The sequence below is a fragment of the Gemmobacter megaterium genome (assembly GCF_900156815.1).
Classification (GTDB): Bacteria; Pseudomonadota; Alphaproteobacteria; order Rhodobacterales; family Rhodobacteraceae; genus Wagnerdoeblera; species Wagnerdoeblera megaterium.
In genome coordinates, this window is the sequence record NZ_FTOT01000001.1 from 355,915 (window position 1) to 382,804 (window position 26,890).

Consider the following 26,890-nt stretch of genomic DNA (forward strand, 5'->3'; position numbering starts at 1 on the left):
ATGGCGGGAAGCGGCGCATTGCGCAAGCAGCGCTCAGGCGCCGGGCGCCATCGCCGCGCGATAGTCTGCCAACTCGCATCCTTTTTCCCGCGCAAAGGTCTCGCCCGTGCCGGACAGGGCAACGATCCGGTCGATGCGGAAACTGCGGAACCCGCCGCGCAGGTCGCACCAGGCCGCCAGCGTCCAGACCCGGCCCTCCATCTCCAGCGCCAGGGGGCGGATGTCGCGGTGGCTTTCGCGGCCCTCGGGGTCGATATAGCTGATGGTCAGCCGCTCGCGGCTGGCGATGGCACTGCGGATCGCAGGCATCAGCGCGGCGGCCCTGCCGGTCTCGCGCCCGGTGAAATCGAACAGATCGTCGCCTTCGGGCGGCGCAGGCGTCACCGAGGCAATCTTGGCGGCCAGGCTGCGGGCCGCGCGGGCCAGCGCCGGGTCGCTGCCTTCGGCCACCAGACGCACCCCGGCCCGCAGCGCCTCGATCTCGTCTCCGGTCAGGATCATCGGGGGCAAGGTGATCGGGGCGCGCAGGATATAGCCGACGCCGCGTTCCCCCTCGACCGGCATTCCGCTGGCCATGAGCGTTGCCATGTCGCGCCAGATGGTGCGCACCGAGACGCCCAGCCGCTCTGCCATTTCCGAGGCACGGTGCAGCCGCCCGTCGCGCAGGATCTGGATCAGGTCGAACAGGCGGTCGGTGCGGCGCATGTCAAATCCTTGCGCGCGGCGCCGCCAAGGTCAACCGGCCTCAGAACCAGGCGCCGACCCGCTGGGCCGCGCCGGAAACATCGCGCCCGACGCCATCCACCGTATTGCACCCGGCCAGGGCGAGCGCGACCAGCGCGCCAAGCATCATCCGTGTCATCTCTCTGCCTCATCTGCTTCCGGTACGCCGGAATGCGGTTTCGCTCTGATATGAATATCCCGGTCAAAGTCGGGCTGCCAAGCCGGGCAGGGGGCGGACCCCCCATTTCCGTCTCACAGATGCGCGAGCGGTGGCACTGTCAGTCCTGCCACCACCAGATATCGGGCAAAAAGCCCGCCGCATCGCCATACACCGGCAGCCGGTCCGTGGCATGGTGCAGCCGCCTGTCATGCGCCAGCCGCGAGCGGTCGGCAAACCACATCGGAATGACATGGCGACCGGCCATCAGCGCGCGGTCCAGCGCCCGGACCGCGGCGCGGAACTCTTGCGGCGTGCGCGCTTCCAGCATTGCGGCGATCATCGCCTCGACCGCAGGGCTGTCGACCCCGGCAATGTTGCGCGTGCCCGGCTGGGTCACACCGGCGCGACCCCAGTACAGCAGTTGCTCGATGCCTGGGCTGAGCGAATTGGCGCGCACGATGGGCGTGATGTCGAAATCATAGTCCCGCAAACGGGCGTTCATCTGCGCATCGTCCACTGCGACCAGACGGGCGCTGATGCCCAGCCGGTCCAGCGCGCGGATCCAGATGGTCACCACGGCGCGCATCTCGGCCCCACCGATCGGCACAAGGACGTCAAAGGCCAGCGGCTCGCCGGTGGCAGATGTCCGTTGGCCGTTCCGAACCGTCCAGCCTGCCGCTTGCAACAGTCGGTCGGCCCGACGCACGCCCGCGCGGTTGGCTTCAGAGCCATCCGATACCGGCAGCGCCAGATCCTCCAGCGCATCCGGGGGCAGGCTGTCGGCAAAGGGGGCGAGCAACGCGCGCACCTCCTCCGAGGCGGCGCCGGTGCCCATCGACAGATCCGAGTTCCAGAACCACGATTGTGCACGCGGCTCGCTGCCGCCGTTGATCGTGGCATTGAGGAACTCGAAGTTGAAACTGTCGATCAATGCCTGTCGCACCCGCCAGTCGGCCAGCGCCGGCCGGCGGCTGTTCATTGCAAGCCCGGTCATCATCGCCGGGCGGCCATGGGGGATTTCCGACTTGACCACCGATCCGTCGCGGATGCGGGCAAAGTCGTAGCCGGTCATCCAGCGGCTGGCCTGTCCTTCGCGGAAGACCATGATCTCGCCCGCCTTGAACGCTTCGAACATCACCGATCCATCGGCGAAATATTCGATCTTCACCTCGTCGAAATTGTGCTGGCCGCGCATCAGGGGCAGATCCCTTGCCCACCAGTCCTCGCGTTTGCGAAAAGTGATCGACCGGCCCGGATCCACCGCCGCAACCGCATAGGGCCCCGATCCCAGCGGCGCCCGCATGTCCGAGGCCGTCAGGTCGCGCCCTTGCCAGTCCTTGCGGCTGAGCACGGGGCGCAGGCCAAGGATCAGCGGCAGTTCCCGGTCCGGTTCGGCAAAGTCGAACCTCACGCTGCGCGGACCCGTCGCATAGGCCCGGCTGACCTTGGCATGGGCGGCGGCATAGCGCGGGTGCGCGGTGGCCAGTGCATCGAAGGACCAGAGCACATCGTCGACCGTCACGGGGCTGCCATCTGCGAATCGCCCCCCGTCGCGCAGGGTGAATTCGACAAAGGTTCGTGAGTCGTTCGTGGTGATGCTTTCCGCCAGCCAGCCATAGACGCTAAAGGGCTCGTCCCAGGCGCGGCCCATCAGGGTCTCGACCGTCAGGGGTGAAACCCAGCTTGGTGCCCGGCCCAGCGTCGTGAAAGGATTGAGCGAATCGAACCCGCCAACCTCGCCCATCACGATGCGGCCACCCTTGGGCGCATCGGGATTGACCTGGGGCAGGGCCACAAAATCCGGGGTCAGGGCCGGGGAACCGTGCATTGCGATACCATGGCTTGTAGTGACCGGATCCGAAGAATCGGCCCTGGCCGGTGCAACCGCCGCGAGCGCCGAAACGACGGTCAGACCCATGATCGCCTTGCGGAAAAAATCACCTGTCATTCTGTCAACAATGTCCTTCGCCCTTCTTTCGTTGGCCCCCGTGATACGCGGTCGTGATCGGCCGTGCAAACTTTTGGGTTGGAATCCGGCATGTTGCAGCGTATATGTAAGGCACTGCTCGATAGGTTTCTTGCCTGTATGAAACCTGCCTCAATACTCAACGCCCGCCTTGCGCGGGCGTTTTTTTTGGTGCCGCGCCACCCGGTCTGGTCACCCGCCCTCTGGCATTGCCCGATCCATTGCCTATGCTGCCTACGCACAAATCACGGAGGGTGCCATGGCCTTGAAGGGTAAACGCGCAATCGTGACCGGATCGAATTCCGGGATCGGTCTGGGCGTCGCGGTAGAGTTGGCGAAGGCCGGGGCAGAGGTGGTGATCAATTCCTTCACCGACACGCCCGAGGATCACGCGCTGGCCGCGAAACTGGCGGCGGACCATGGTGTGCCGGTACGCTACATCCGCGCAGACATGTCCAAGGGGGACGACTGCCGCGCCCTGATCGAACAGGCAGGCGGCTGCGATATTCTGGTGAACAACGCGGGGATTCAGTTCGTCGCCCCGATCGACGAATTCCCGGTGGAACGCTGGGATGCGATCATTGCCATCAACCTGTCCTCGGCGTTCCATACCACGGCGGCGGCGCTGCCGGGGATGCGGGCCAAGGGCTGGGGACGGGTGATCAACGTGGCCTCGGCCCATGGCCTGACCGCGTCGCCGTTCAAGTCGGCCTATGTTGCGGCCAAGCATGGGGTCGTGGGGCTTAGCAAGACGACGGCGCTGGAATGTGCCGGGCAGGGGATCACCTGCAATGCGATCTGCCCCGGCTATGTGCTGACGCCCATCGTTGAAAAACAGATCCCCGACCAGATGAAGGTCCACAACATGAGCCGCGAGGACGTGATCAAGAACGTCATGCTGTCGCGCCAGCCTTCGGGGGATTTCGCCACCGTCGAACAGATCGGCGGAACGGCGGTGTTCCTGTGTTCCGACGCCGCCGCCCAGATCACCGGCACCACGATCAGCGTGGATGGCGGCTGGACGGCGATGTAACCGGCAGGTCCGATCCAGTCTTGCCGCAGAACGGGGGCGGGCCGATGGCCCGCCCCCGTTGGTGCAGGGCGCTCGGGGGGTGTTGACGGATACCGCTGGAGGTGGCGTCAGCCGCGGCGCCCCGCGCGCGGGGGCGGCTCAGCGCGCCACCTTGCCGCCACCGGCGCACCAGTCGCCAAAGCCGCCGATGTTGTAGACTTCGGCATATCCCAGCTTGGCCAGTATCTCGCACCCCATTTGCGACCGCCCGCCAGCGGCACAGAACAGCGCCACGGGACGCGCCGGATCCAACTGCGGCAGGTGGTCCGGGTGCCGCGGATCCGCCACCATCGCCAGCCGCATCAGCGGCACATGAATCCCGCCCGAGGCGGTTCCCGAAGCCCGCACTTCCGAAATGTCGCGCACGTCGATGACGGTCAGTTCGCCCTTGCCATGCCGCGCGACGGCCTCCTTGGGCGAGATGCGGCCCACGGCGGGGCGAGAGGAGCGGGAAAAGCCGAACATGGAGGTGCCTTTCGTTGACGGATTGCCGTCCTATCTGTCGCAAGCCAGAGAGGATGCAAGGGGGGGAGCGGGAGAAATATATTCGAAATTCAGAATGTGTTGTGGCCCCGCATCGTCATATTCCGCCTGTTCACTTATCGTTCACGTTTTCCGGTTGGCGCGGAGCCGATTTCGCACTATGTCATGGCAGCAAGGGTGCCCAGGGGTGTCAGATGGCGGAACAGAAGTTCATCGAGGTGCGCGGCGCGCGCGAACATAACCTCAAGGGCATCGACGTGGACATTCCGCGCGATCAGCTTGTGGTGATCACCGGGCTGTCAGGGTCGGGCAAATCCAGCCTGGCATTTGACACGATCTATGCCGAAGGGCAGCGGCGCTATGTGGAATCGCTGTCGGCCTATGCGCGCCAGTTCCTGGACATGATGCAAAAGCCGGATGTGGACCATATCAGCGGTCTCTCCCCGGCAATTTCCATCGAACAAAAGACCACCAGCAAGAACCCGCGATCCACTGTTGGCACGGTGACAGAGATCTACGATTACCTGCGCCTGCTGTTCGCCCGCGTCGGCATTCCCTATTCCCCTGCCACCGGCCTGCCGATCGAGGCGATGCAGGTGCAGGACATGGTGGACAGGGTGATGACCCTGCCCGAAGGCACGCGCGGCTATCTGCTGGCGCCCATCATCCGTGACCGCAAGGGCGAATACCGCAAGGAAATGCTGGAGCTGCGCAAGCAGGGGTTCCAGCGCGTCAAGGTGGATGGCACGTTCTACGAACTGGACGAACCGCCCGAGCTGGACAAGAAGTTCCGCCATGACATCGACGTGGTCGTCGATCGTATCGTGGTGCGCGAAGGGCTGGAAGTGCGGCTGGCCGACAGCTTTCGCACCGCGTTGAACCTTGCTGACGGAATTGCCTTTCTGGAAACCGCTCCGGCAGAGGGCGAGCCCGAGCGCATGGTGTTTTCCGAGAAATTCGCCTGTCCGGTCAGTGGGTTCACCATCCCGGAAATCGAGCCGCGGCTGTTTTCCTTCAACGCGCCCTTTGGCGCCTGTCCGGTCTGCGACGGGCTGGGGGTAGAGCTGTTCTTTGACGAACGCCTTGTGGTGCCGGATCAGGGCCTGACCCTGCTGCAAGGCGCCATCGCCCCATGGGCCAAATCGAAAACCCCCTATTTCGTCCAGACCATCGAGGCACTGGCCAATCACTACAAGTTCGACCGCAAGAAAAAGTGGAAGGATCTGCCCGAGAACGTCCGGCAGATGTTCCTCTATGGCTCCAAGGGCGAGGAGATTCCCTTTCGCTATGACGAGGGCGGGCGGGTGTATCAGGTGACGCGCACCTTCGAAGGTGTGATCCCGAACATGGAACGCCGCTACAAGGAAACCGACAGCGCCTGGTCGCGCGAAGAGATGGAGCGGTATCAGAACAACCGCGCCTGCCACGCCTGCGGCGGCTACCGGCTGAAGCCCGAGGCGCTGGCGGTCAGGATCGCCGGGCATCATGTGGGCCAGGTGGTGCAGAAATCCATCCGCGAGGCGCTGGCCTGGATCGAAGGGGTCATGGAAACCCTGACGCCGCAGCGCCAGGAAATCGCCCGCGCCATCGTCAAGGAAATCCGCGAGCGGCTGGGGTTTCTCAACAATGTCGGGCTGGAATACCTGACCCTGTCGCGCAATGCGGGCACCCTGTCGGGCGGCGAAAGCCAGCGTATCCGGCTGGCCAGCCAGATCGGATCGGGGCTGACCGGGGTGCTTTATGTGCTGGACGAACCCAGCATCGGCCTGCATCAGCGCGACAATGACCGGCTTCTGGCTACGCTCAAGGGGCTGCGCGATCAGGGCAATACTGTTCTGGTGGTCGAACATGACGAGGATGCGATCCGCGAGGCGGATTACGTCTTCGACATCGGCCCCGGCGCTGGCGTGCACGGCGGCCGGGTGATTGCCCATGGCACCCCCGACCAGATCGCCGCCGATCCTGCCAGCCTGACCGGGCAGTATCTGTCGGGCAGCCGGGAAATCGCCGTGCCCGCCACCCGGCGCAAAGGCAATGGCAAGAAACTGACCGTGGTCGGCGCGACCGGCAACAACCTCAAGAACCTGACAGTCGATTTTCCCTTGGGCAAGTTCATCTGCGTGACCGGGGTATCGGGTGGCGGCAAGTCGACCCTGACCATCGAAACGCTGTACAAATCCGCCGCGATCCGGCTGAACGGCGCGCGCGAAACCCCGGCCCCCTGCGAGACGATCAAGGGCTTCGAACAGCTCGACAAGGTGATCGACATCGACCAGCGCCCGATCGGGCGCACCCCGCGCTCGAACCCCGCGACCTATACCGGGGCCTTCGATCCGATCCGCGACTGGTTCTCTGGCCTGCCCGAGGCGAAGGCGCGCGGCTACAAGCCCGGTCGCTTCAGCTTCAACGTCAAGGGCGGGCGGTGCGAGGCCTGTCAGGGCGATGGCGTCATCAAGATCGAGATGCACTTCCTGCCCGATGTTTATGTCGAATGCGAAACCTGCAAGGGGCGGCGCTACAACCGCGAAACGCTGGAGATCAGGTTCAAGGGCAAATCCATCGCCGATGTGCTGGACATGACCTGCGAGGATGCGCGCGATTTCTTTGCCGCCGTCCCCGCCATCCGCGACAAGATGGAGGCGCTGAACCGTGTTGGCCTTGGCTATATCAAGGTCGGCCAACAGGCCACGACCCTGTCGGGCGGCGAGGCACAGCGCGTCAAGCTGTCCAAGGAACTGGCACGCCGGGCCACCGGGCGCACGTTGTATATTCTGGATGAACCCACCACGGGGCTGCATTTCGAGGATGTGCGCAAGCTGATGGACGTGCTGCACGAACTGGTGGAACAGGGCAATACGGTGGTGGTCATCGAACACAATCTGGATGTGGTCAAAACCGCTGACTGGGTCATCGACATCGGCCCCGAAGGCGGCGATGGCGGCGGCGAAGTGGTGGCGACCGGCACACCCGAGGATGTCGCGGCGAACCCGCGCAGCCACACCGGCCGCTATCTGGGTCCGCTGTTGAAACGCAGCCGCGTCGCCGCTGAATGACGACAGGCCGGCCGGTCTGGCTTGGCCCGCGAAACACGCCGGGGGCAAAGGCCGCGCCCCGGCGCAACCCTGGCCGCTAGCTGTCTGAGGCCCAGCCCTCGCGCTTGCGGTACAGGGTCGAGGCGGCAACGCCCAGTTCCCGCGCAGCGCGGGGCAGCGATCCGCTGTGGCGGCTGATGGCGGCTTCGACCGCCAGTCGTTCGATCTGCGCCAGGGTCCGCCCTGCCAGCAGTTCCGCCAACTCGTCGGAGTGTGCCGCCTCGGAAACCGGCGCAGCCGCGGCCATGGGCGGCGGCGGGGCTTGTTGCGGCACCATAAGATCATCCGGCAGCATTTCGGCGGTCACAAGCTCGCCATCATGCAGCACGACGACATTCCGCATCACGTTCAGCACCTGCCGCACATTGCCGGGCCAGGGCAGGCCGAGGAACAGCTTGCGCACCTCGTCGGTCAGGCCGGTGAAGCGGCGCCCCTCCTCGACGGCATAGCTTGCCAGGGCCGCCTCGGCGATGCCGATCACATCGTCGCCTCTGTCGCGCAGGGCCGGCATACGGATGGGAACGACATGCAGGCGATAGTACAGATCCTCGCGCAGGATCCCGCGCCGGACGGCATCGGTCGGGTCGCGGTTGGTGGCGCAGATGATGCGGACATCCACCCGCCGCGGCCGGGCGGCGCCCACCGGCGTGACCGACGAGGTTTGCAGGAACCGCAGGATTTTGGGCTGCAAGGCCAGATCCATCTCGCAGATTTCGTCCAGAAACAGCGTGCCGCCATCGGCGACGACCGCCGCGCCCGCCTTGTCGTTCACTGCACCGGGAAAGGCGCCGCGAATGTGGCCAAAGACCTCGGATTCCATCAGATCGGCGGGGATAGCCCCGCAGTTCAGCACGATGAACGGCCCCCGCGCGCGCGGTGACAGGTCGTGGATTGCCTGCGCGCACAGTTCCTTGCCGGTGCCGCTTTCGCCAGTGATGAACACGCTGGCCATCGAGCGCGCGACAGAGCGCACGCGATCCTCGACCTGGCGGATGGCGGGTGATGAGCCCAAAAGCCCGCGAAACCCGGCCGGGGCCGGTTTCGAGAGTGTGGCAGGTGCCGGCGCCGACGCGGGCTGGTCTGATCGCAGCGCATTGCGCACCGCAGCCAGGAACCGGGCCTCGTCAAAGGGTTTGACCAGAAAATCCTGCGCACCGCCGCGCATCGCCTCGACCGCCTTGTTGATCGAACCGTTTGAGGTGATCACGATGATGCGCGCGTCGGGCTGTTCTTCCAGCATTTCCTGCATCACGGTCAGACCGTCGCGGTCCGGCAACATGATGTCCAGCAGCACCGCCGCAGGACGCAGGCGCCGGAATGCGGTCAAGCCCGACGTGCCGTCCGGTGCGACCTCCACCCGGTAGCCCGCTGCCTCCAGCACGGATCGGTAGACGACCTGAAGCGAGGCGGTATCCTCGACCAGAAGCAGTGTCGGGGCGTCGGTCATGCAGGCAATCCAGCGTGTCGTGCGGCAACCATGCGGTGAAGCGTCTGCACCTGCGTCAGCATGGGTGGCATCAACCGTTCCAGCAGTGCCGCGCCGCTTGTGTCGTTCAGACGGTTCGCCGCCTGGGCCAGATATTGCAGGCGCCGCGCGCCGACCGACCCCGCCATCGCGGCCAGAATGTGGGTCTGCGCGTGCAGGACCGCCCAATCCGGGCCGGCCTGCGATGCCACGAGGTGCTGATGCACGCTGCTCAGGTCGGCCATCAGTCGGGACAGGAGTTCCGCGGAATACTTCGGCCCGGCCAGGCTCATCAGATGTTCGAATTCGTCGTGGTCGAGCTCGGGCGCGAGAAACACATGATCGAGAGTCTCGGCGGAATCCGCGGGCACGGGCATAGGGTCGCGGTCCATCACGCCTCCTGATGACGCCGCGTGCCAAGGTCTGATCGGGGCGCGCTTGTCCGTGAACATGTTCAAACTCTAGGCGAGCGCGGCGCTCTCGGAAAGCCCTAGAGTTGAAAGGTTGGTCAAAAATGCGCTCACGGCCCATGCGCCGGGCCGTGAGCAGGCAGCCTAGCCGCCCGCGTAGCCGATGCCGCGCAGTGCCGCGCGGATTTCATCCAGAATTGCCGGGTCGTCGATGGTGGCAGGCACCTTGAAGGTTTCGCCATCGGCGATCTTGACCATGGTTGCCCGCAGGATTTTGCCCGACCGCGTCTTGGGCAGCCGCTCAACCACCACGGCTTTCTTGAAATCGGCCACCGGGCCGATCTTTTCGCGCACCAGCTTGACCGTCTCGGCGACGATTTCGGGATAGGGGCGGTTGCAGCCCTTGTTCAGGCACAGAAAGCCCACGGGCGACTGACCCTTGAGCGTATCGGCCACGCCGATCACCGCACATTCGGCAACGTCGGGATGGCCGGCCAGCACCTCTTCCATGGCGCCGGTTGACAGGCGGTGGCCTGCGACGTTGATCACGTCATCCGTCCGCGCCATGATGTAGAGATAGCCGTCCTCGTCCATATAGCCCGCGTCGCCGGTTTCGTAATACCCCGGAAAATGCGACAGATAGGCCGCGCGGAACCTGCCTTCCGCGTTCCACAAGGTGGGCAGGGTGCCCGGCGGCAAGGGCAGCTTGACCGCGATTGCGCCCAGCGTGCCGCGCGGGACGGGGTGCCCGCCTTCGTCCAGCACCTGCACATCATACCCCGGCATGGCGACCGATGGGCTGCCCAACTTGACCGGCAACAATTCCAGACCAGCCGGGTTCGCGGCGATGGGCCAGCCGGTTTCGGTCTGCCACCAATGGTCGATCACCGGCACTTTCAGCTTGTCCTGCGCCCAAAGGATCGTATCGGGATCCGCGCGTTCCCCGGCCAGATACAAGGCGCGCAGGGAACTCAGGTCATAGTCGCCTACCAGCTTGCCTTCGGGATCATCGCGCTTGATCGCGCGGAAGGCGGTCGGGGCGGTGAAGAAGCTGGCCACCCGATGATCCTGGATCACGCGCCAGAAGGTGCCTGCATCGGGGGTGCCGACCGGCTTGCCTTCGAACACGATGGTGGTGTTGCCATGGATCAGCGGCGCGTAGCAGATATAGCTGTGACCGACGACCCAGCCGACATCGGACGCGGCCCAGAACACCTCTCCGGGATCCACGCCGAAGATGTTCTTCATCGACCAGTGCAGCGCGACCAGATGGCCGCCGGTATGGCGCACCACGCCCTTGGGCTGGCCCGTCGTGCCGGAGGTATAGAGAATATAGGCCGGGTGGTTGCCCTCGACCGGGACGCAATCGGCGGGGGGAACGCCATACTGGAACCCGTGCCAATCCAGATCGCGGCCATCGACAAGGCGGGCAACCTCTTGTTCACGCTGAAAGATCACGCAAAAGTCAGGCTTGTGGGCGGCAAGGTCGATAGCGCCGTCCAGAAGCGGCTTGTAATGCACCACGCGGTTCGGCTCGATCCCGCAACTGGCGGCGATGATCGCCTTTGGCCTGGCATCCTCGATCCGGGTGGCCAATTCGGCCGCCGCAAATCCGCCGAACACCACGGAATGGATTGCACCGATCCGCGCGCAGGCCAGCATCGCCTCCAATGCCTCGGGGATCATCGGCATATAGATGATGACCCTGTCGCCCTTGGTGATCCCCCTTGCCGCAAGGGCGCCGGCCAGCCGGGCGACGCGGTCCTGCAACTCTGCATAGGTGATCCTGTGGATCGTTCCGGTGACCGGGCTGTCATGGATGATCGCCACCTGCGCGCCACGTCCGGCAGCCACGTGCCGGTCCACCGCGTTCCAGCATGTGTTGACCAAACCGTCCGAGAACCATTCGTAGATCGGTGCCTTGTCCGCGAACAGCGCCCTGGACGGCGGCGTGACCCAGTCGATGGCGCGGGATTGTTCCATCCACCACCCTTCGGGATCTGCGGCCCATGCAGAATAGACGGATGTATAGCTCATGCGGTTCCCCCTTTGGCTGCGCGGCGCGTGACTCGCGGCCCCCGTGACAGGGAAATGTTTCGCAACTATTACAACGATTGCCAATGCGCAGGGGTGCGCCAGCATGGCGCAGGCCGACATATTGTTGCGCTTTGGCGAAAATCCGGCAACCCTGCCGCTACGTAGCGACATTACCCGAGGGAATTTTCCGATGTGTCTTGCCTGTTTCCAGTGGTCCTGTACCGGCGCGACCGGCTGCGACAATGACCCTGCCGGGGGTTTGACCCCACCAACGCAAGAGGCCGGCCCGGTGCTGTCCTTTGCCGAGGTGCGCGACTTTGCCGCGCTGCTTGCCTATACCGCCAGCCCTTCGGCCCGCTACAATGCGCGGGCAGATCTGGGGACGCCGGTCTTTGTCAGCTACAGCTTTCTGGCCACGGCGGAATTGCCGTCGGCGGCGGAATATCGGCCCTATGACAATGACGGATACTGGAGCTTTGATGCCACGCAGCGCGCCAGCACCCGGCTGGCGATGGAGGTGCTGTCCGCCGTCACGGGGGTGATCTTCGTCGAAACCTCGGGCACCGATGCCATGGTGCAGGTCTTTGGAACATCCGGTTCGCCCTGGGGGGGATGGGCCAGCTATCCGGCGGTTTCGGTCAGCGGGTTCTTTGGAACGGGGCGGATGGTGATCGACCAGACGGGGGGCTTTGCGCCGGGCACATCGGCCTTTCATGTCCTGTTGCACGAACTGGGGCACGCGGTCGGCCTGAAACATCCGTTCGATGGCGACCCGCGGCTGGCGGCGGATCTGGACACCACGGCGATGACCGTGATGTCCTACAACTGGTCGGGCGGTACGCGGTCGGATCTGGGGCCGCTGGACATCGCCGCCTTGCAGCACCTTTACGGCACGGCTGCCGCCCGTGACAATCTGGTCTGGCAGATGCGCGATGGCGTGCTGGCGGTGCAGGGCGGCGACGGGGCAGATACCATTCTGGGCATCCGCAGCGCGAACGACCTGAGCGGCGGCAGCGGGCGCGACCTGCTGATCGGCGGCAATTCTTCCGACACGCTGTCAGGCGGGCGCGGCAATGACACGCTGATCGGCGGGATCGGCGGGCAGAACCGCCTGCAAGGCGGTGGCGGGAACGATTCCATCTCGGGTGGAAATGACGACGACCGCATTCAGGGCGGCGATGGAAACGACCGGCTGATCGGCGCGCGGGGGCACGACCGGCTGTGGGGCGGCGCGGGGCAGGACCGGATCTGGGGCGATCTCAAGGACGAAAGCGGCTGGGGAAATGACACGGTATACGGAGGTGCAGGGGGCGACACGCTGTATGGCGGCACTGGCGAGGATCTGCTGCGTGGCGAGAATGGCAACGATCGCGTCTATGGCGGTACGGGCCGCGACCGGCTGTTTGGTGGTGCGGGCAATGATGTGATCTTCGGCGGCCTTGGCAGCGACACGCTGGATGGCGGCGGCGGCGACGACCGGATCTTTGGCGGCGATCAGGGGCATATGCTGATCCGGGGCGGTGCGGGCAACGACACCTTGTTCGGGGCGGACCGCGACGCGGTTTTCTCGGGCTGGGATACCCTCCATGGCGGGCAGGGGGATGATGTCCTTCACGGGCTTGCAGGTTCGGACAGCCTGTTCGGCGGGGCGGGCAACGATACGCTGAATGGTGGCGCGGGGTTCGATACGCTCGATGGCGGGGACGGTGACGATCTGCTGATCGGCGAGGCCAATCCCGACCTGCTGTATGGCGGCCAAGGCGCAGACACGCTGAACGGCGGGGCCGATAATGACCGGCTTTACGGCGGTTCCGGCAATGACGTGCTGCGCGGTGGCGACGGCAATGACCAGCTTTACGCCGGACATGGGCATGATCGCCTGTATGGCGGCGCAGGCGCCGATACATTCCATTTCCTTGCCAGCGAGACGCGGGGCGAGACCCGGATTCACGATTACGTCGCGTCCGAGGACCGCATCATCGTCTGGGGCTTTGACGTCGCCGACCGAGAGGTCGAGGCGCGCTCTTACGCCAAGGGCAAGAGCACGCTGTTGCTGATCGGTCCGGAAGAGGACTTGCGCATCATTCTGCTGGGCGTGCGGTTCGATACGTTCGACCCGCGCGAGGTCTCGTTGTTGTGACAGGCGGGCGTCCCGGTGTGGAACCGGGGCGCTAGCCGAAGCTGCGGGTTGGCCGGTCAAAGACCTTGCGACCCATCAGGCTGCCCACCAGATCGACCATCAGCTTTGCGGTGCGCCCCCGTTCGTCCAGAAAGGGGTTCAGTTCCACCATGTCCAGACTGGTGACCAACCCGCTTTCGTGCAGCAGTTCCATCACCAGATGCGCTTCGCGAAAGGTGGTGCCGCCCGGAACGGTGGTCCCGACTGCCGGTGCGATCGAGGGATCAAGGAAATCGACATCCAGCGACACATGCAGCATCCCGTTCTGGGCTGCGACCTGATCCAGAAAGGCGCGCAGCGGCGCCACGATGCCGTTTTCGTCCAGCACCCGCATGTCGTTCACCGGAATGCCATGTGCCTTGAGCGCGCGATGTTCGGCCGGATCGACGGAGCGGATGCCATAGAGACAGACCCGCTCGGGCGGGACGGGGGCCGGAAAGTCGGGAAACGCCTCAAATCCCGGCAGGCCCGACAGATAGGCGACCGGCGTGCCGTGCAGATTGCCCGATGTGGTGGTCAGCGGCGTGTGAAAATCGGAATGCGCATCCAGCCACAGCACGAACAGCGGCCGCCCCGCCGCCGCCGCATAGGCGGCCACACCGGCAACCGACCCCATGGACAGGGCATGGTCGCCGCCCATGAATATCGGAAACCGCCCCCGATCCATCGCCGCCCGCCCGGCGTCGGCCAGCGTACGGGTCCAGCCGACGCATTCCGCCAGATGATGCACCGCAGGGTTGGGCGCCGCGACCTCGGGCAGGGGGCCGTGGCCGATATCGCCGATATCCTCGACATCATGGCCCAGTTCGCGGATTGCCGCCGCGATGCCCGCGACGCGATAGGCGGCAGGTCCCATCAGGCAACCCGCCCGGCTTTGACCTTCGTCCACGGGGGCGCCGATCAATGTGATCTCATGGGCCATGGCTGTCTCCTTTGTTCCGGCGTGAAACTGGCAGGCGCACTGGCCGGTGTCACGCGGCACTCTGCACTACTTTCCGGCGGGTTGCAGGTCTTTGGCCGCCTGCGCCAGCGATTGGATCGCGCGCCAGTCCTTGCGGTGCACCAAACCCTTGGGCGCTATCCAGCTACCGCCCACGCAGATCACATTGGGCAGCGCCAGATACTCCGCCGCCGTATCGGCCCCGATTCCCCCTGTCGGGCAAAAGGCCATCTGCGGCAGCGGCCCGCCAAGCGCCCGCAGCGCCGGGGCGCCGCCGATCGCATCGGCAGGAAAGAACTTGGCCATGTCATACCCCCGGTCCAGCAAGGTCATCACCTCCGATGCGGTGGCCGCGCCGGGCAAGATCGGCATATCCTCGGCCTCGCAGGCCGCCAGCAAGGCAGGCGTGGCACCCGGAGAGACGGCGAACCGCGCGCCTGCCGCCCTGGCCGCGGCCACATCTCGGGCGCCCAGCACGGTGCCAGCCCCCACCACGGCGCCCGGCACCAAGGCCATCTCGCGGATCGCCTGCAACGCAACTGGCGTCCGCAACGTCACCTCCAGCACGGGCAACCCGCCGGCCACCAACGCCGCGGCAAGCGGGCGCGCATGGGAGATGTCGTCAATCACCAGCACCGGCACGACCGGCGCCAGCGAACACAGTTCGCGCATCCGGCGCGAGGCATCCTGCGGGGTCATGGCGCGGCCTTTCCTTGTATGACTCCCCGACGATAGCCGCGGCGCCACGGTCTGGCCAGTGCGCGGCAACAACATCCCGTGCCGCCGATGCGAATGCCTGTTGGCAGTTGCAGCACCGCAGCCTAGGATGCGGCGCATAATCGGGCAGGGCACAGGGCAGACCAAACCGTTGACTATGCTTTCCGAAAAGTCCGCGCGCGATGTCGCGCTGTTCACCCAGCCAGTTCGCCAGATCGTGGCGATGCTGGTGGTCATCGCGCTTGTCGCCAGCGGGGCGTGGGTCATCCATTCCGCGGTCGAGGGAATATTCCTGACCAATCCCTGGCTGAACGGCTTCATCGCCTTTGTCTTCCTGATCGGGGTGCTGGCCTGTTTCTGGCAAGTCTATCAGCTGATGATCTCTGTCAGTTGGCTGGAGGATTTTGCCGCCCATCGGCCAGGGCTGGATTTCACCGCCCCGCCCCGGTTGCTGGCGCCGCTGGCGGCCCTGCTACGCTCGCGCGGGGCGCGCACGCAGATTTCGGCAACCAGCACACGCTCCATTCTGGATTCGGTCGCCACCCGGATCGACGAGGCCCGCGATATCGCGCGCTACCTGGCCAACCTGCTGATCTTCCTGGGGCTGCTTGGCACGTTTTACGGTCTGGCCACCACAGTGCCCGGCGTGGTCGAGACCATCCGCTCGCTGGCCCCGCAAGAAGGCGAGACGGCGGTCCAGGTTTTTGAAAAGCTGATGACCGGGCTCGAGGCGCAACTGGGCGGCATGGGAACGGCGTTTTCCTCGTCGTTGCTGGGCCTGTCAGGGTCGCTGGTGGTGGGCCTGCTGGAACTGTTCGCCGGGCATGGCCAGAACAGATTTTACCGCGAGCTGGAGGAATGGCTGTCCTCGATCACCCGTATCGGCCTTGCCTCCGGCGACGGAGAGGGCGGCGATACCAGTGGCCTGGCGCAGGTGCTCGACCAGATCGTCACCCGGCTGGAGGCGCAGGAACTGCGCGCCACAGAAGATCGGGCAACCCTGGGCGCCGGGCTGGAGGCGCTGTCCGAAGGGTTCCGCAGGCTGGCCGAACGCGATGCGGATACCGCCCTGCTGGCCCGCATCGCCGAGGCACAGGACCGGCTGGTCGCGGTGGTTGAACAGGATGGCGGCCTTGGCTCTGACGCCGAGGCCCGGATGCGCCTGCGCTCGATCGACGTGCAACTGCTGCGCGTTCTCGAAGAACTCAGCGCCGGACGGCAGGAAAGCATCGCCGATCTGCGTGCCGATCTGTCCTCCCTGACCCAATCCATCCGCCAGTTGTCGCGCATGGGGGGGCGCTAGCCCATGGCGCTCGGGCGGCGTGCCTCGCACAACATGTCGCACAACATCTGGCCCGGCTTTGTCGATGCCATGGGCTCGCTTCTGCTGGTGCTGATCTTTGTGCTGTCGGTCTTCATGATCGTGCAATCGGTGCTGCGCGACACCATCACCACCCAGGATGGCCAACTCGAATCGCTGTCCTCGCAGGTGGCCCAACTGGCCGATGCGCTGGGGCTGGAAACCACCCGCGCGGCGCGCCTGGAACAGGAACTTTCCGCCGCCCAGGCCGAAGGGCAGGCGCAGGCCACGCTCATCGCGTCGCTGACCGGGCAATTGGCGACCCGTCAGGCCGAACTCGAGGCGGCGACCACCCGTATCACCGGCTTTGAACAGCAGGTTCTGGCCCTGATCGCCGAACGCGACAGCGCGCGTGGCGAAGGCGCGCGCCTGCAAGCCTCGCTGGCCGAGGCCGAGGCCGCGCGCACAGCCCTCCTGTCCGAGCAAGAGGCGCTGAACCTGGCGCTTGCCAGCGCAAGATCCGAAATGGATGCCGCCGCCGAAGCCGCCCGCCTGGCCGCTGCCCGCCGCGAGGCGCTCGAGGCGATGGTGGCAGATCTGCGTCGCCAGCAGGCCGAAGGCCAGACCGCCCTGTCCGAGGCCGAGCGCCGCCTGGCCGAACAGGCGCAAACCCTGTCCGAGGCCGAGGCCGCCCGCCTCGCCGAAGCCGCTGCCGCCGAGGCCTTGCGCAACCGCCTGGAAACCGCGGATGCCGAACTGACCGCCATGACGCTTGCCCTCGAAGATCAGCGCCGCCGTGCCGAAGACACCCTGACCCAACTTGCCGCCGCCGATGCAGCCCGCAAGGACATCGACGCCCGCCTCGCGGCCGCCTTGCTGGCACAGCAGACGACACAGGCCGATCTGGAGGCGCTGAAAGCCCAGGGCGCAGACATGGAGGCCGTGCGCCGTGACCTTGCGGCGGCCATCGCGGCACGGCTTGCGGCGGAAACCGCCACCACAGGCGCCCTGTCCGAGGCCGAGCGCCGCGCCGCCCTGCTGGCCACGGCGCAGCGCCAACTCACCCAGGAACAGGCCCGTACCGCCGAACAGGCGCGGCAGGTCGCCGTGCTGAACGAACAGCTCGCCGCCTTGCGGGCACAGTTGGGCAGCCTGCAATCCTTGCTCGAAGCGGCGGAAACCGCCGATTCCGACAAACGCCTGCAACTTGAATCGCTGGGCAGCCAGTTGAACACCGCCCTCGCCCAGGTCGCCGCCGAGCAAAGACGCCGCGCGGAACTGGAAGAGGCCGAGCGCCGGAGGCTCGAAGCCGAGAAACAGAATCTGGAACGGTTCCGCTCGGAATTCTTTGGCGAATTGCGCCAGGTGCTGGCCGGCCGCGATGGCGTCCGCATTGTCGGCGACCGCTTCGTGTTCTCGTCCGAAGTTCTGTTCAACCCCGGGTCCGCCGATCTCGCGCCGGAAGGCCAGGCACAGATTGCACGGGTTGCGGCCACGTTGCTGGACGCGGCGCGCGACATCCCGCAAGGCATCGACTGGATCCTGCGCGTCGACGGACATACCGACGATGTCCCCCTTTCGGGGCAGGGAGAGTTCCGGGACAACTGGGAACTCAGCCAGGCCCGCGCCCTTTCGGTGGTCCGCTTCATGCAAGGCAACCTGGGCTTCCCGCCCGACCGCATGGCCGCGACCGGCTTTGGCGAATACCGCCCCGTCGCCGCAGGGGACAGCGCAGAGGCCCGCGCCCAGAACCGCCGGATCGAATTGAAGCTGACCGAACGCTGACACCGCTGCGTTCTGGCCCCCGGTTTCATCTTGCCCGAAATACCCCGGGGGTCCGGGGGCTGGCCCCCGGTCCCTCCGGCTCAGCTTTCCAGCCAGATGGTCACCGGACCGTCATTCACCAGCCGGACCTTCATGTCCGCACCAAAGATGCCGCATTCGACGGCTAATCCCTCGCGGGCCAGGGCCAGCATGAAATGTGCATAGAGCCGCTTGCCCAGATCCGGCGGGGCTGCGGCGGAAAAGCCGGGGCGGTTGCCGCGCGATGTGTCCGCCGCCAGGGTGAACTGACTGACCACCAGCACCGCGCCGCCGATGTCGCGGACCGAGAGGTTCATCTTGCCCGCCGCATCGGTGAAGATGCGCAGCTTTGCCAGGCGGGTGGCCAGCCTCTCGGCTTCGGCCTCGGTATCGCCCTGCATGGCACAGACCAGCACCATCACGCCGGGGCCGATGGCCCCGGTGATCTGCCCGTCCACAGTGACCGAGGCTTCGGTCACCCGCTGGATCAGCGCCCGCATCAGGCGTGGATGGCGCCGTCGCCGCAGGCCAGCGCCGCCTCGCGTACCGCTTCCGAAAAGGTCGGGTGGGCATGGCAGGTGCGGGCGATGTCTTCGGCAGCAGCGCCGAATTCCATGGCGACACAGATCTCGTGAATCAGATCCCCGGCGCCGGGGCCGATGATATGCACGCCCAGAATGCGGTCGGTCTCCTTGTCGGCCAGCATCTTGACGAAGCCGTCGCCCTGGAACACCGCCTTGGCGCGGGCATTGCCCATGAAGCTGAACTTGCCGACCTTGTAGGCGCGGCCCTGTTCCTTGAGCTGGTCTTCGGTCGCCCCGACGCTGGCGACTTCGGGGGCGGTATAGACCACACCGGGAATGACGCCATAGTTCACATGGCCGTGCTTGCCGGCCACGATCTCGGCCACGGCCATGCCCTCGTCTTCGGCCTTGTGGGCCAGCATCGGGCCGACGATGGCATCGCCGATGGCAAGGATACCGGGAACGCTGGTGCGGAACTGCCCGTCGGTCTTGATCTGGCCGCGCGGCAGAACCTCGACTCCCAGGGCCTCCAGGCCCAGCCCGTCGGTATAGGGTTTGCGGCCGGTGGCGACCAGAACGACATCGGCCGCAATCTCCTGCGCGCTGTCGTCCTTGCGCAGCTTGTAGCTCACCTTTGCACCGCTGTCGGTGACTTCGGCGCCCTGGACGGCGGCGCCCAGCACGAATTTCAGCCCCTGCTTGGTCAGCAGTTTCTGGAAGGCCTTGGCAACCTCGGAATCCATGCCGGGGGTGATGGCGTCAAGATATTCGACGACCGTCACTTCGGCGCCAAGGCGGGCATAGACCGAGCCCATTTCCAGCCCGATCACGCCGGCACCGATCACCACCATGGACTTTGGCACCGATTCCAGTGCCAGCGCGCCGGTCGAGGTGACGATGACCTTTTCATCCACCGGCACGCCCGGCAGGCTGGCCGGTTCCGATCCGGTGGCGATGACGATGGATTTCGCCTCGTGCACCTCGTCGCCGACCTTGACCTGACCGGCGGCGGGAATCGAGGCCCAGCCCTTGAGCCAGGTGACCTTGTTTTTCTTGAAGAGAAACTCGATGCCCTTGGTATTGCCGGCCACGACATCGGACTTGTAGCCCTGCATCTTGGCCCAGTCGACCTTGGGGGTATCGACGCTGAGGCCCATCCTGGCGAAGTTCACCTCGGCCTCGTGCAGGGAATGGGTGGCGTGCAACAGGGCCTTGGATGGGATGCAGCCGACATTCAGGCAGGTGCCGCCCAGCGTGTCGCGCCCTTCGACGCAGGCGACTTTCAGCCCGAGCTGTGCCGCGCGGATCGCGCAGACATAGCCGCCGGGGCCGGCGCCGATGACGATGAGGTCGAATTGGGCCATGGTATTCTCCTGTGGCAATCCCGGAGCCGGGGGTTTTCCACCCCCGGACCCCCGGAGGGTATTTCAAGCAAGATGAAAGGCTCAGAACAGGCTGGCAAGCAGCATGATGGTGGTGGCGGCAAAGCCGACAGCCCAGATGGCCGACCGCCAGGGCGTCCATCCAAAGGCATAGGCCGGGATATAGGCGATGCGGGCGGCGAGATAGATCCAGCCGCAGGCCGCGGTGGTGGCACTGGATTGTCCCGAAAGGGTGACGACCAGTGCCGCGATGGCAAAGAGGATCAGCCCTTCGAAGTGGTTGTTCATCGCGCGTTGCATCCGGGCGGTGCGCGGCGAGAGCGGGCGTTTCGGGGCCGTATCGCGTGGCCCGGAGGTATAGCCGGTGCCAAGTTCGATATTGGCGGGCACGGCGAACAGGCCGAATTGCACGATCTGAAGCAGTGCCGCCAGCGTCAGGGCGGTCAGTTCCGGGGTCATCGCAGGGCCTCCAGTCGGGCGGTGAAATCGGCGAGGGTCGCGGCCTCTGCATCGGCCACGCCGGGGAGGGCGCGCAGGCGGGCCAGTTCGGCCTGTGTGGCGGGCCAATGGCGCAGGATGCTGCGGTCTTCGGCCTCGTTGCGGTTGGCGATGCGGTGCCAGCGCCCGCCGACACGGTATTTTTCGGTGGCATCCTTGCCCTGGCCATCGCCACGCTGCGCGCGCAAGCGGTAGGTGTCGGTCGAGCGGATGGCGTAGTGGTTGATCACCGCGCGGCCAGGCGCAAGGCTGATGTCCAGCGGGCGATAGCGCGAATGGTGGCGATGGGAAAGAAGGGGCGCTGGATCGAGGTCGGCCCCGTTGGCGGCCACGACGCGGGGGGCCGGGAGGCGCGGGCCGAGCGGCATATGGTCGTGGGCATGGGCAAAGGCGGCGGGGCGGAACAGCGATTTGAACTTTGTCGTCTCGGGAGTCGGTCCGGCTTCGCAGCGGGTGAACTGCGGCAGGGTCGCGCCGGGCCAGCGGGTATGCCCGCTGTCGCCGAAGGCACGCCAGGGCAGGGCGATCACATGGGCCTGTGCGCCAAGCGCCAGCAGGTCGGGCAGGGTATAATCCGAATGAATGTTCAGGAACTCGTCGGCGTCGATATGCAACAGCCAGTCCGGCGCGCCGTTCCGCAGATACGCCAGTGCCGCGCGCATCCCGCTGTCCTGTGGGGGGGTGCCACGGGGCGGGACATGGGGCAGGTGGGTCAGCGCGCCCCCCGCCATCAGCGCCTCCAGCAGCACGTCCGAGCCGTCGGTGCAGGTGTTGGTGGCCACCAGAACGCGGTCAAAGCCGATCACCCGGTGATAGGCCACCCATTCCATCAGGAACGGTCCTTCGTTGCGCATACAGGCGAAGACAGCGGCGGACATCGGGTCACTCGGACGGCGGCAGGGCCGCTCAGGCGGTTTGCAGGAATTGCGCGTTCATCCCTGCACCAAAGGCGGCCTGGGTGGCCAGCCAGTCTTTGGCGCGGGCATGGTTGTGGACCTCGAACAGCACCAGAACCGCAGCACCTTCGCCTTGCCAGATTTGCAAGGTCGAGAGGCCCGCGTTGGAAATGCCCTCTGCCTCGGCATCGAAGGCGGATTTCCAGGCGGCGTAGTCGGCTGCGGCGGTTTGGATCAGGAGTTGCTGCATTGGAGCCTCTGGAACAACCTGGTGCATGTAGTCTGGTGAGGATTTGATCGCGTGATGATGGAGACACGTTCAAGTTTGGTCTTCGGAAAAGGCATTGTCGAGAGCCGCAAGCCGTCTAGCCAAACCTTGTAAGGTGGCTTCATTCGGTTTCGCAACCCACAGTGCGATTGCATTCCCAATGTCACTAACAAAGCCAACTCTTCCACGAGTGAACGTATTGTAAAGTTCGGCTGCAAAAGGCAACTCCTCTGGATGTCTAAAGTGGGTCAGAAATGCCAAGGATGTCACTGTTTCGAATTGAGCTTTGACAAGTTGAGAAAGGTAGTTTGACGCAATCATAAGAAAAATTTCCGGCGCAGCAGAATGCAGTGGTTCACCTAACTGAATTTCCAATGTGCGCAGCAAATGACTCGCCCCCTTGGCAGCCAAATGCGTCTTATTGCGAACCTCAGTAGTTTCGAAACCAATACTATCGAGTGCCCGTGACAGTCTAAGAAAATCGTTTGCATCCGGGGCTGGGGCAGGGGGTGTGCTATCAAACTTCTGTTGGCTAGACTTCTTGCCGAACTGCCACATAGTCGCATGCTCCTCTGTGAAGAAGACTCGCGCTATTCCGCGCGGGGAGAAGCCACCACAGTGCCACAGACACATGTCTGTGGCACTGTGGTTGTTCATCTCATTACAGATCCATCAGCAGGCGGCGCGGATCCTCCAGCGCCTCTTTCACGCGCACGAGGAAGGTGACGGCGCCCTTGCCGTCCACGATCCGGTGATCGTAGGACAGGGCAAGATACATCATCGGGCGGATGACGATCTGGCCCTTGACCACCACGGGGCGGTCCTGGATCTTGTGCATTCCCAGGATCCCCGATTGCGGCGGGTTCAGGATCGGCGAGGACATCAGCGAGCCATAGACCCCGCCGTTCGAGATGGTGAAGCTGCCGCCCTGCATTTCGGCCATGGTCAGCTTGCCGTCACGGGCGCGGGCGCCCAGTTCGGCGATCTTCTTCTCGATCCCGGCAAAGCTCATCTGATCAGCATCGCGCACCACCGGCACCACCAGGCCCGACGGCGTGCCCACAGCCACGCCCATATGGACGAAGTTCTTGTAGACCACATCGGTGCCGTCGATTTCGGCGTTGACCTCGGGGACTTCCTTCAGCGCATGGCAGCAGGCCTTCACGAAGAAGGACATAAAGCCCAGCTTGACCTCATGCTTCTTTTCGAACGAGTCCTTGAACTCGTTGCGCAGCTCCATGATGCCCGACATGTCCGCTTCGTTATACGTGGTCAGCATGGCGGCGGTGTTCTGCGCCTCTTTCAGGCGGCGCGCGATGGTCTGGCGCAGCTTGGTCATCTTGACGCGCTCTTCGCGGCTGGCGTCATCGGCGGCCACAGGCGCACGCGGCGCTGCGGGCGCGGAGCTGGGGGCGGGCGCCGATTTCATGGCCGCGACTGCGGTGGCCACATCGTCCTTCATCACGCGGCCATCGCGGCCGGTGCCCGTGACCTGATCACGGGTGAGGCCGGCTTCGGCCATGGCGACCTTGGCCGAGGGCGCATCCTCGACATCCGACCGCGGGACGACCTGTTCGGGGCCTGCGCCGGGCGAGCCGACGGCCTCTGCCTTGTCCGCCTTGTCGTCCTTTTTCGGCGTGGGGGCGGCTGCGGCGCCGCCTTCGCTGATCATGGCCAGCAGGGCGTTGGCGGCCACGGTGGTGCCGTCGGGTGCCAGAATCTCTGCCAGCACACCGGCGGCGGGCGCCGGAACGTCCAGCGACACCTTGTCGGTTTCCAGCTCGCACAGGATTTCGTCCTGCGCCACCGCATCGCCCGGCTTCTTGAACCAGGTGGCGACGGTGGCCTCGGTGACGCTTTCGCCCAGGGAGGGGACGCGAACTTCGATGCTCATCTTACTTTCCTTCGATGGTCAGCGCCTCGTTCACGAGGGCTTCCTGTTCAGCTTTGTGCTTGGAGGCCAGGCCCGTGGCAGGCGAGGCAGAGGCGGTGCGGCCGACATAGGTGGCGCGCGCGTGTTTCGCGCCGATACGGGTCAGCACCCATTCGAGGTTGGGTTCGACAAAGGTCCAGCCGCCCTGGTTCTTGGGCTCTTCCTGGCACCAGACGATCTCTGCGGTCTTGAACCGCTCCAGCTCTTTCATCATCGACATGGCCGGGAAGGGGTAGAACTGTTCCAGACGCAGCAGATACACATCGTCGGCGCCGCGCTTGTCGCGTTCGGCCAGCAGGTCATAGTAAACCTTGCCCGAACAGATCACGACGCGCTTGATTTCGGCGTCGGGCTTCAGTGCCAGATCGCTGTTGCCGTATTGCGCATCGTCCCACAGCACGCGGTGAAAGCTGGAGCCGGTGGTGAACTCTTCGGCCTTTGACACCGCCATCGGGTGGCGCAGCAGCGACTTGGGGGTCATCAGCACCAGCGGCTTGCGGAAGCTGCGGTGAATCTGCCGACGTAGGATGTGGTAATAGTTCGCAGGCGTCGAGCAGTTGGCGACGATCCAGTTGTCCTGGGCCGACAGTTGCAGGAAGCGTTCCAGGCGGGCGCTGGAATGTTCCGGCCCCTGACCTTCGAAGCCATGCGGCAGCAGCATCACCAGCCCCGACATCCGCAGCCATTTCGATTCAGCCGAGTTGATGAACTGGTCGAACATGATCTGCGCGCCGTTGGCAAAGTCGCCGAACTGCGCCTCCCACATCACCAGCGCGTTGGGTTCGGACAGCGAATAGCCATATTCAAAGCCCAGCACCGCATATTCCGAGAGCATCGAGTCGATGACCTCGTAACGCGCCTGCCCCTCGCGGATGTTGTTCAGCGGGTAATAGCGTTCTTCGGTCTTCTGGTCGATGAAGGCCGAATGACGCTGGCTGAATGTGCCGCGGGTACAATCCTGGCCCGAAAGGCGCACCGGATACCCCTCGACCGCCAGCGAGCCGAAGGCCAACGCCTCGGCCGTGGCCCAGTCAAAGCCCTTGCCGGTCTCGAACATGGCTTTCTTGGCTTCCAACTGGCGGGCAACCGTCTTGTGGATGTCGAAAGCCTCTGGCACGCGGGTCAGGGCAGCGCCGACCTCGGCAAAGGTCTCTGGCGAAATCGCGGTGGAACCGGCTTCGTAATCGTCCTTTTCGCGGCCCAGGTGTTTCCAGCGGCCGTCCAGCCAGTCGGCCTTGTTCGGCTTGTAGTCCTTGGCGGCCTCGAAATCCTCGTTCAGGCGGGCCTGGAACGCGGCCTTCATATCCTCGATCTCGCCTTCCGGGATCAGGCCATCGGCGACCAGACGCTCGGTATAGAGTTGCAGCGTGGTCTTGTGCTTTTTGATCCGGGTGTACATCGCCGGGTTGGTGAACATCGGCTCGTCGCCTTCGTTGTGACCGAAGCGGCGGTAGCAGAAGATGTCCAGCACCACGTCCTTGTGGAACTTCTGGCGGAATTCGGTGGCGACGCGGGCCGCATGGACCACGGCCTCCGGGTCGTCCCCGTTGACGTGGAAAATCGGCGCCTCGACCATCAGGGCGATGTCGGTCGGATAGGGCGACGAGCGGCTGAAATGCGGTGCTGTGGTAAACCCGATCTGGTTGTTCACCACGATATGCATCGTTCCGCCGGTGCGATGGCCTTTCAGCCCGGACAGCCCGAAACACTCTGCAACCACGCCCTGGCCAGCAAAGGCCGCATCGCCATGCAGCAGGATCGGCAGCACCGCAATGCGATGTTCGGTGTCGTTCATCTGATCCTGCTTGGCGCGCACCTTGCCCAGGACGACCGGGTTCACGGCCTCCAGGTGGCTGGGGTTGGCGGTCAGCGACAGGTGCACGACATTGCCGTCGAACTCGCGGTCGGAACTGGCGCCGAGGTGGTATTTCACATCGCCAGACCCATCGACATCCTCGGGCTTGAAGCTGCCGCCCTGGAATTCGTTGAAGATGGCCTTGTAGGGTTTGCCCATCACATTGGCCAAGACCGACAACCGGCCACGGTGCGGCATTCCGATCACGATGTCCTTGACCCCCAGCGCGCCACCGCGCTTGATGATCTGTTCCATCGCCGGGATCAGCGCCTCGCCGCCGTCCAGACCAAAGCGTTTCGTGCCCATGAACTTGACATGGCAGAACTTTTCAAAGCCCTCGGCCTCGACCAGCTTGTTCAGGATCGCCTTGCGGCCCTGGCGGGTGAAGGTGATTTCCTTGCCATAGCCCTCGATCCGCTCTTTCAGCCAGGCGGCCTGTTCGGGGTCGGAAATATGCATGTATTGCAGCGCAAAGGTGCCGCAATAGGTGCGCTTCACGATATCCACGATCTGGCGCATCGAGGCATGGGTGAGGCCCAGCACATTGTCGATGAAGATCGGGCGGTCCATGTCGGCTTCGGTGAAGCCATAGGATTTCGGGTCCAGTTCCGGGTGGTTGGTTTCGTCGCGCATCCCCAGCGGATCGAGATCGGCGGCCAGATGGCCCCGGATCCGATAGGCCCGGATCAGCATGATCGCGCGGATCGAATCCAGCACGGCGCGCTGGATCTGCGCCTCGCTGACGGCAGCCCCGGATTCGGCGGCCTTGTCGGCGATCTTCTTGCCAGCGCCACGGGCCTCTTTGGGCACCAGCGGCCATTCGCCGGTCAGCGCGGCGGTCAGGTCATCGGCGGGCGCAGGCGGCCAGTCGGTGCGCGCCCAGCTCGGGCCGGCGGCGGCGCGTTCGGCATCCACCGGGCTTTCGCCGATGGCGCGGAAGAATTCCGCCCACGAGGCGTCGACCGACGCGGGATCACGGGCAAAGTTCGCCGCCATCTGGTCGATGTAATCGGCGTTGGCGCCGTCCATGAAGGACGAGGCATGGAACTGGCTGTTCGAAGAATGTTCGGTCATGGCATACCTCAGACGGGCGGGGCCGTATCGGCAGGGACAGGGGCCAAGGCGCTGGTCGCGGACCTTGACGGGAGACGCGCCCCAAGGGGCGCGACGATGATATCACGGGGCGA

General features: G+C 65.1%; 22 protein-coding genes. 5 read left to right on the forward strand and 17 right to left on the reverse strand.

Translation table 11 applies throughout. The features are described 5' to 3' along the window. Positions 1 to 33 precede the first annotated feature (33 nt). From BW970_RS01670 to BW970_RS01675, 3 genes are all read right to left on the reverse strand, one after another. Positions 34 to 705 (reverse strand): helix-turn-helix transcriptional regulator, encoded by a 672-nt coding sequence (locus tag BW970_RS01670; RefSeq protein WP_076528064.1) that lies wholly within the window; start codon positions 703 to 705, stop codon positions 34 to 36. Between the two features lie 40 nt (positions 706 to 745). Continuing rightward, on the reverse strand, positions 746 to 862 hold the full coding sequence (locus BW970_RS20470) for an entericidin (RefSeq protein WP_144038842.1): 117 nt from the start codon (positions 860 to 862) through the stop codon (positions 746 to 748). A gap of 139 nt (positions 863 to 1,001) precedes the next feature. Next, positions 1,002 to 2,831, reverse strand: a complete 1,830-nt coding sequence (locus BW970_RS01675; RefSeq protein WP_076528066.1) for an extracellular solute-binding protein — start codon at positions 2,829 to 2,831, stop codon at positions 1,002 to 1,004. A 277-nt stretch (positions 2,832 to 3,108) separates the two neighbouring features. Between BW970_RS01675 and BW970_RS01680 the strand changes: the two genes are divergently transcribed. After that, positions 3,109 to 3,882, forward strand: coding sequence for a 3-hydroxybutyrate dehydrogenase (locus BW970_RS01680; RefSeq protein ID WP_076528068.1), 774 nt, complete (start codon positions 3,109 to 3,111; stop codon positions 3,880 to 3,882). 138 nt (positions 3,883 to 4,020) lie between these two features. Here BW970_RS01680 and BW970_RS01685 read toward each other — a convergent pair whose 3' ends face one another. Further along, positions 4,021 to 4,386: a rhodanese-like domain-containing protein gene (locus tag BW970_RS01685; protein ID WP_076528070.1), complete on the reverse strand. Its 366-nt coding sequence runs from the start codon at positions 4,384 to 4,386 to the stop codon at positions 4,021 to 4,023. 212 nt (positions 4,387 to 4,598) lie between these two features. Here BW970_RS01685 and uvrA point away from each other — a divergent pair, with 212 nt between their 5' ends. Beyond that, positions 4,599 to 7,457: an excinuclease ABC subunit UvrA gene (gene uvrA / locus BW970_RS01690; protein ID WP_076528072.1), complete on the forward strand. Its 2,859-nt coding sequence runs from the start codon at positions 4,599 to 4,601 to the stop codon at positions 7,455 to 7,457. Between the two features lie 76 nt (positions 7,458 to 7,533). Here the strand turns inward: uvrA and BW970_RS01695 are convergent, their stop codons facing one another. The 3 genes from BW970_RS01695 to BW970_RS01705 all read right to left on the reverse strand — a co-directional run bounded on the left by BW970_RS01695 (position 7,534) and on the right by BW970_RS01705 (position 11,408). Next, positions 7,534 to 8,943, reverse strand: a complete 1,410-nt coding sequence (locus BW970_RS01695; RefSeq protein WP_076528074.1) for a sigma-54-dependent transcriptional regulator — start codon at positions 8,941 to 8,943, stop codon at positions 7,534 to 7,536. Next, positions 8,940 to 9,353, reverse strand: coding sequence for a hypothetical protein (locus BW970_RS01700; RefSeq protein WP_076528076.1), 414 nt, complete (start codon positions 9,351 to 9,353; stop codon positions 8,940 to 8,942). Before BW970_RS01700 ends, BW970_RS01695 begins: the two co-directional genes overlap by 4 nt. Positions 9,354 to 9,515: 162 nt before the next feature. Next, positions 9,516 to 11,408 carry an AMP-binding protein gene (locus BW970_RS01705; protein WP_076528078.1) on the reverse strand — a complete coding sequence of 631 codons (1,893 nt, stop codon included), beginning with the start codon at positions 11,406 to 11,408 and terminating at the stop codon, positions 9,516 to 9,518. A 103-nt stretch (positions 11,409 to 11,511) separates the two neighbouring features. On the opposite strand from BW970_RS01705, the gene BW970_RS01710 reads away from it, so the two are divergent. Then, positions 11,512 to 13,548, forward strand: coding sequence for a hypothetical protein (locus BW970_RS01710; RefSeq protein ID WP_076528080.1), 2,037 nt, complete (start codon positions 11,512 to 11,514; stop codon positions 13,546 to 13,548). Positions 13,549 to 13,579: 31 nt separating this feature from the next. Here the strand turns inward: BW970_RS01710 and rocF are convergent, their stop codons facing one another. Together rocF and eda are read right to left on the reverse strand one after the other, a co-directional pair. After that, complete coding sequence (gene rocF / locus BW970_RS01715) at positions 13,580 to 14,509, reverse strand: arginase (protein WP_076528082.1); 930 nt, start codon at positions 14,507 to 14,509, stop codon at positions 13,580 to 13,582. A gap of 66 nt (positions 14,510 to 14,575) precedes the next feature. Further along, complete coding sequence (gene eda, locus BW970_RS01720) at positions 14,576 to 15,226, reverse strand: bifunctional 4-hydroxy-2-oxoglutarate aldolase/2-dehydro-3-deoxy-phosphogluconate aldolase (RefSeq protein ID WP_076528084.1); 651 nt, start codon at positions 15,224 to 15,226, stop codon at positions 14,576 to 14,578. Between the two features lie 175 nt (positions 15,227 to 15,401). Here eda and BW970_RS01725 point away from each other — a divergent pair, with 175 nt between their 5' ends. Next, entirely contained in the window at positions 15,402 to 16,547 is a 1,146-nt protein-coding gene (locus tag BW970_RS01725) for a biopolymer transporter ExbB (protein ID WP_076528086.1), read from the forward strand. Between the two features lie 3 nt (positions 16,548 to 16,550). Beyond that, on the forward strand, positions 16,551 to 18,329 hold the full coding sequence (locus BW970_RS01730; RefSeq protein WP_076528089.1) for a peptidoglycan -binding protein: 1,779 nt from the start codon (positions 16,551 to 16,553) through the stop codon (positions 18,327 to 18,329). A gap of 80 nt (positions 18,330 to 18,409) precedes the next feature. Here BW970_RS01730 and dtd read toward each other — a convergent pair whose 3' ends face one another. The 8 genes from dtd to BW970_RS01765 form a co-directional block, all read right to left on the reverse strand. Then, complete coding sequence (dtd, locus tag BW970_RS01735; RefSeq protein WP_076528091.1) at positions 18,410 to 18,847, reverse strand: D-aminoacyl-tRNA deacylase; 438 nt, start codon at positions 18,845 to 18,847, stop codon at positions 18,410 to 18,412. Then, entirely contained in the window at positions 18,847 to 20,235 is a 1,389-nt protein-coding gene (lpdA, locus tag BW970_RS01740; protein ID WP_076528094.1) for a dihydrolipoyl dehydrogenase, read from the reverse strand. Before lpdA ends, dtd begins: the two co-directional genes overlap by 1 nt. 81 nt (positions 20,236 to 20,316) lie before the next feature. Further along, positions 20,317 to 20,712, reverse strand: a complete 396-nt coding sequence (locus BW970_RS01745) for an MAPEG family protein (RefSeq protein WP_076528096.1) — start codon at positions 20,710 to 20,712, stop codon at positions 20,317 to 20,319. After that, on the reverse strand, positions 20,709 to 21,629 hold the full coding sequence (locus tag BW970_RS01750) for a glycosyltransferase family 2 protein (protein WP_083701092.1): 921 nt from the start codon (positions 21,627 to 21,629) through the stop codon (positions 20,709 to 20,711). The genes BW970_RS01745 and BW970_RS01750 overlap by 4 nt, the downstream gene beginning before the upstream one ends. A 28-nt stretch (positions 21,630 to 21,657) precedes the next feature. Then, positions 21,658 to 21,897, reverse strand: coding sequence for a hypothetical protein (locus BW970_RS01755; RefSeq protein WP_076528102.1), 240 nt, complete (start codon positions 21,895 to 21,897; stop codon positions 21,658 to 21,660). 69 nt (positions 21,898 to 21,966) lie between these two features. Further along, entirely contained in the window at positions 21,967 to 22,473 is a 507-nt protein-coding gene (locus BW970_RS20475) for a hypothetical protein (protein WP_144038843.1), read from the reverse strand. 103 nt (positions 22,474 to 22,576) lie between these two features. Beyond that, entirely contained in the window at positions 22,577 to 23,809 is a 1,233-nt protein-coding gene (gene odhB, locus BW970_RS01760; protein WP_076528104.1) for a 2-oxoglutarate dehydrogenase complex dihydrolipoyllysine-residue succinyltransferase, read from the reverse strand. Between the two features lies 1 nt (position 23,810). Then, on the reverse strand, positions 23,811 to 26,777 hold the full coding sequence (locus BW970_RS01765) for a 2-oxoglutarate dehydrogenase E1 component (RefSeq protein WP_076528106.1): 2,967 nt from the start codon (positions 26,775 to 26,777) through the stop codon (positions 23,811 to 23,813). Between the last annotated feature and the right edge of the window lie 113 nt (positions 26,778 to 26,890).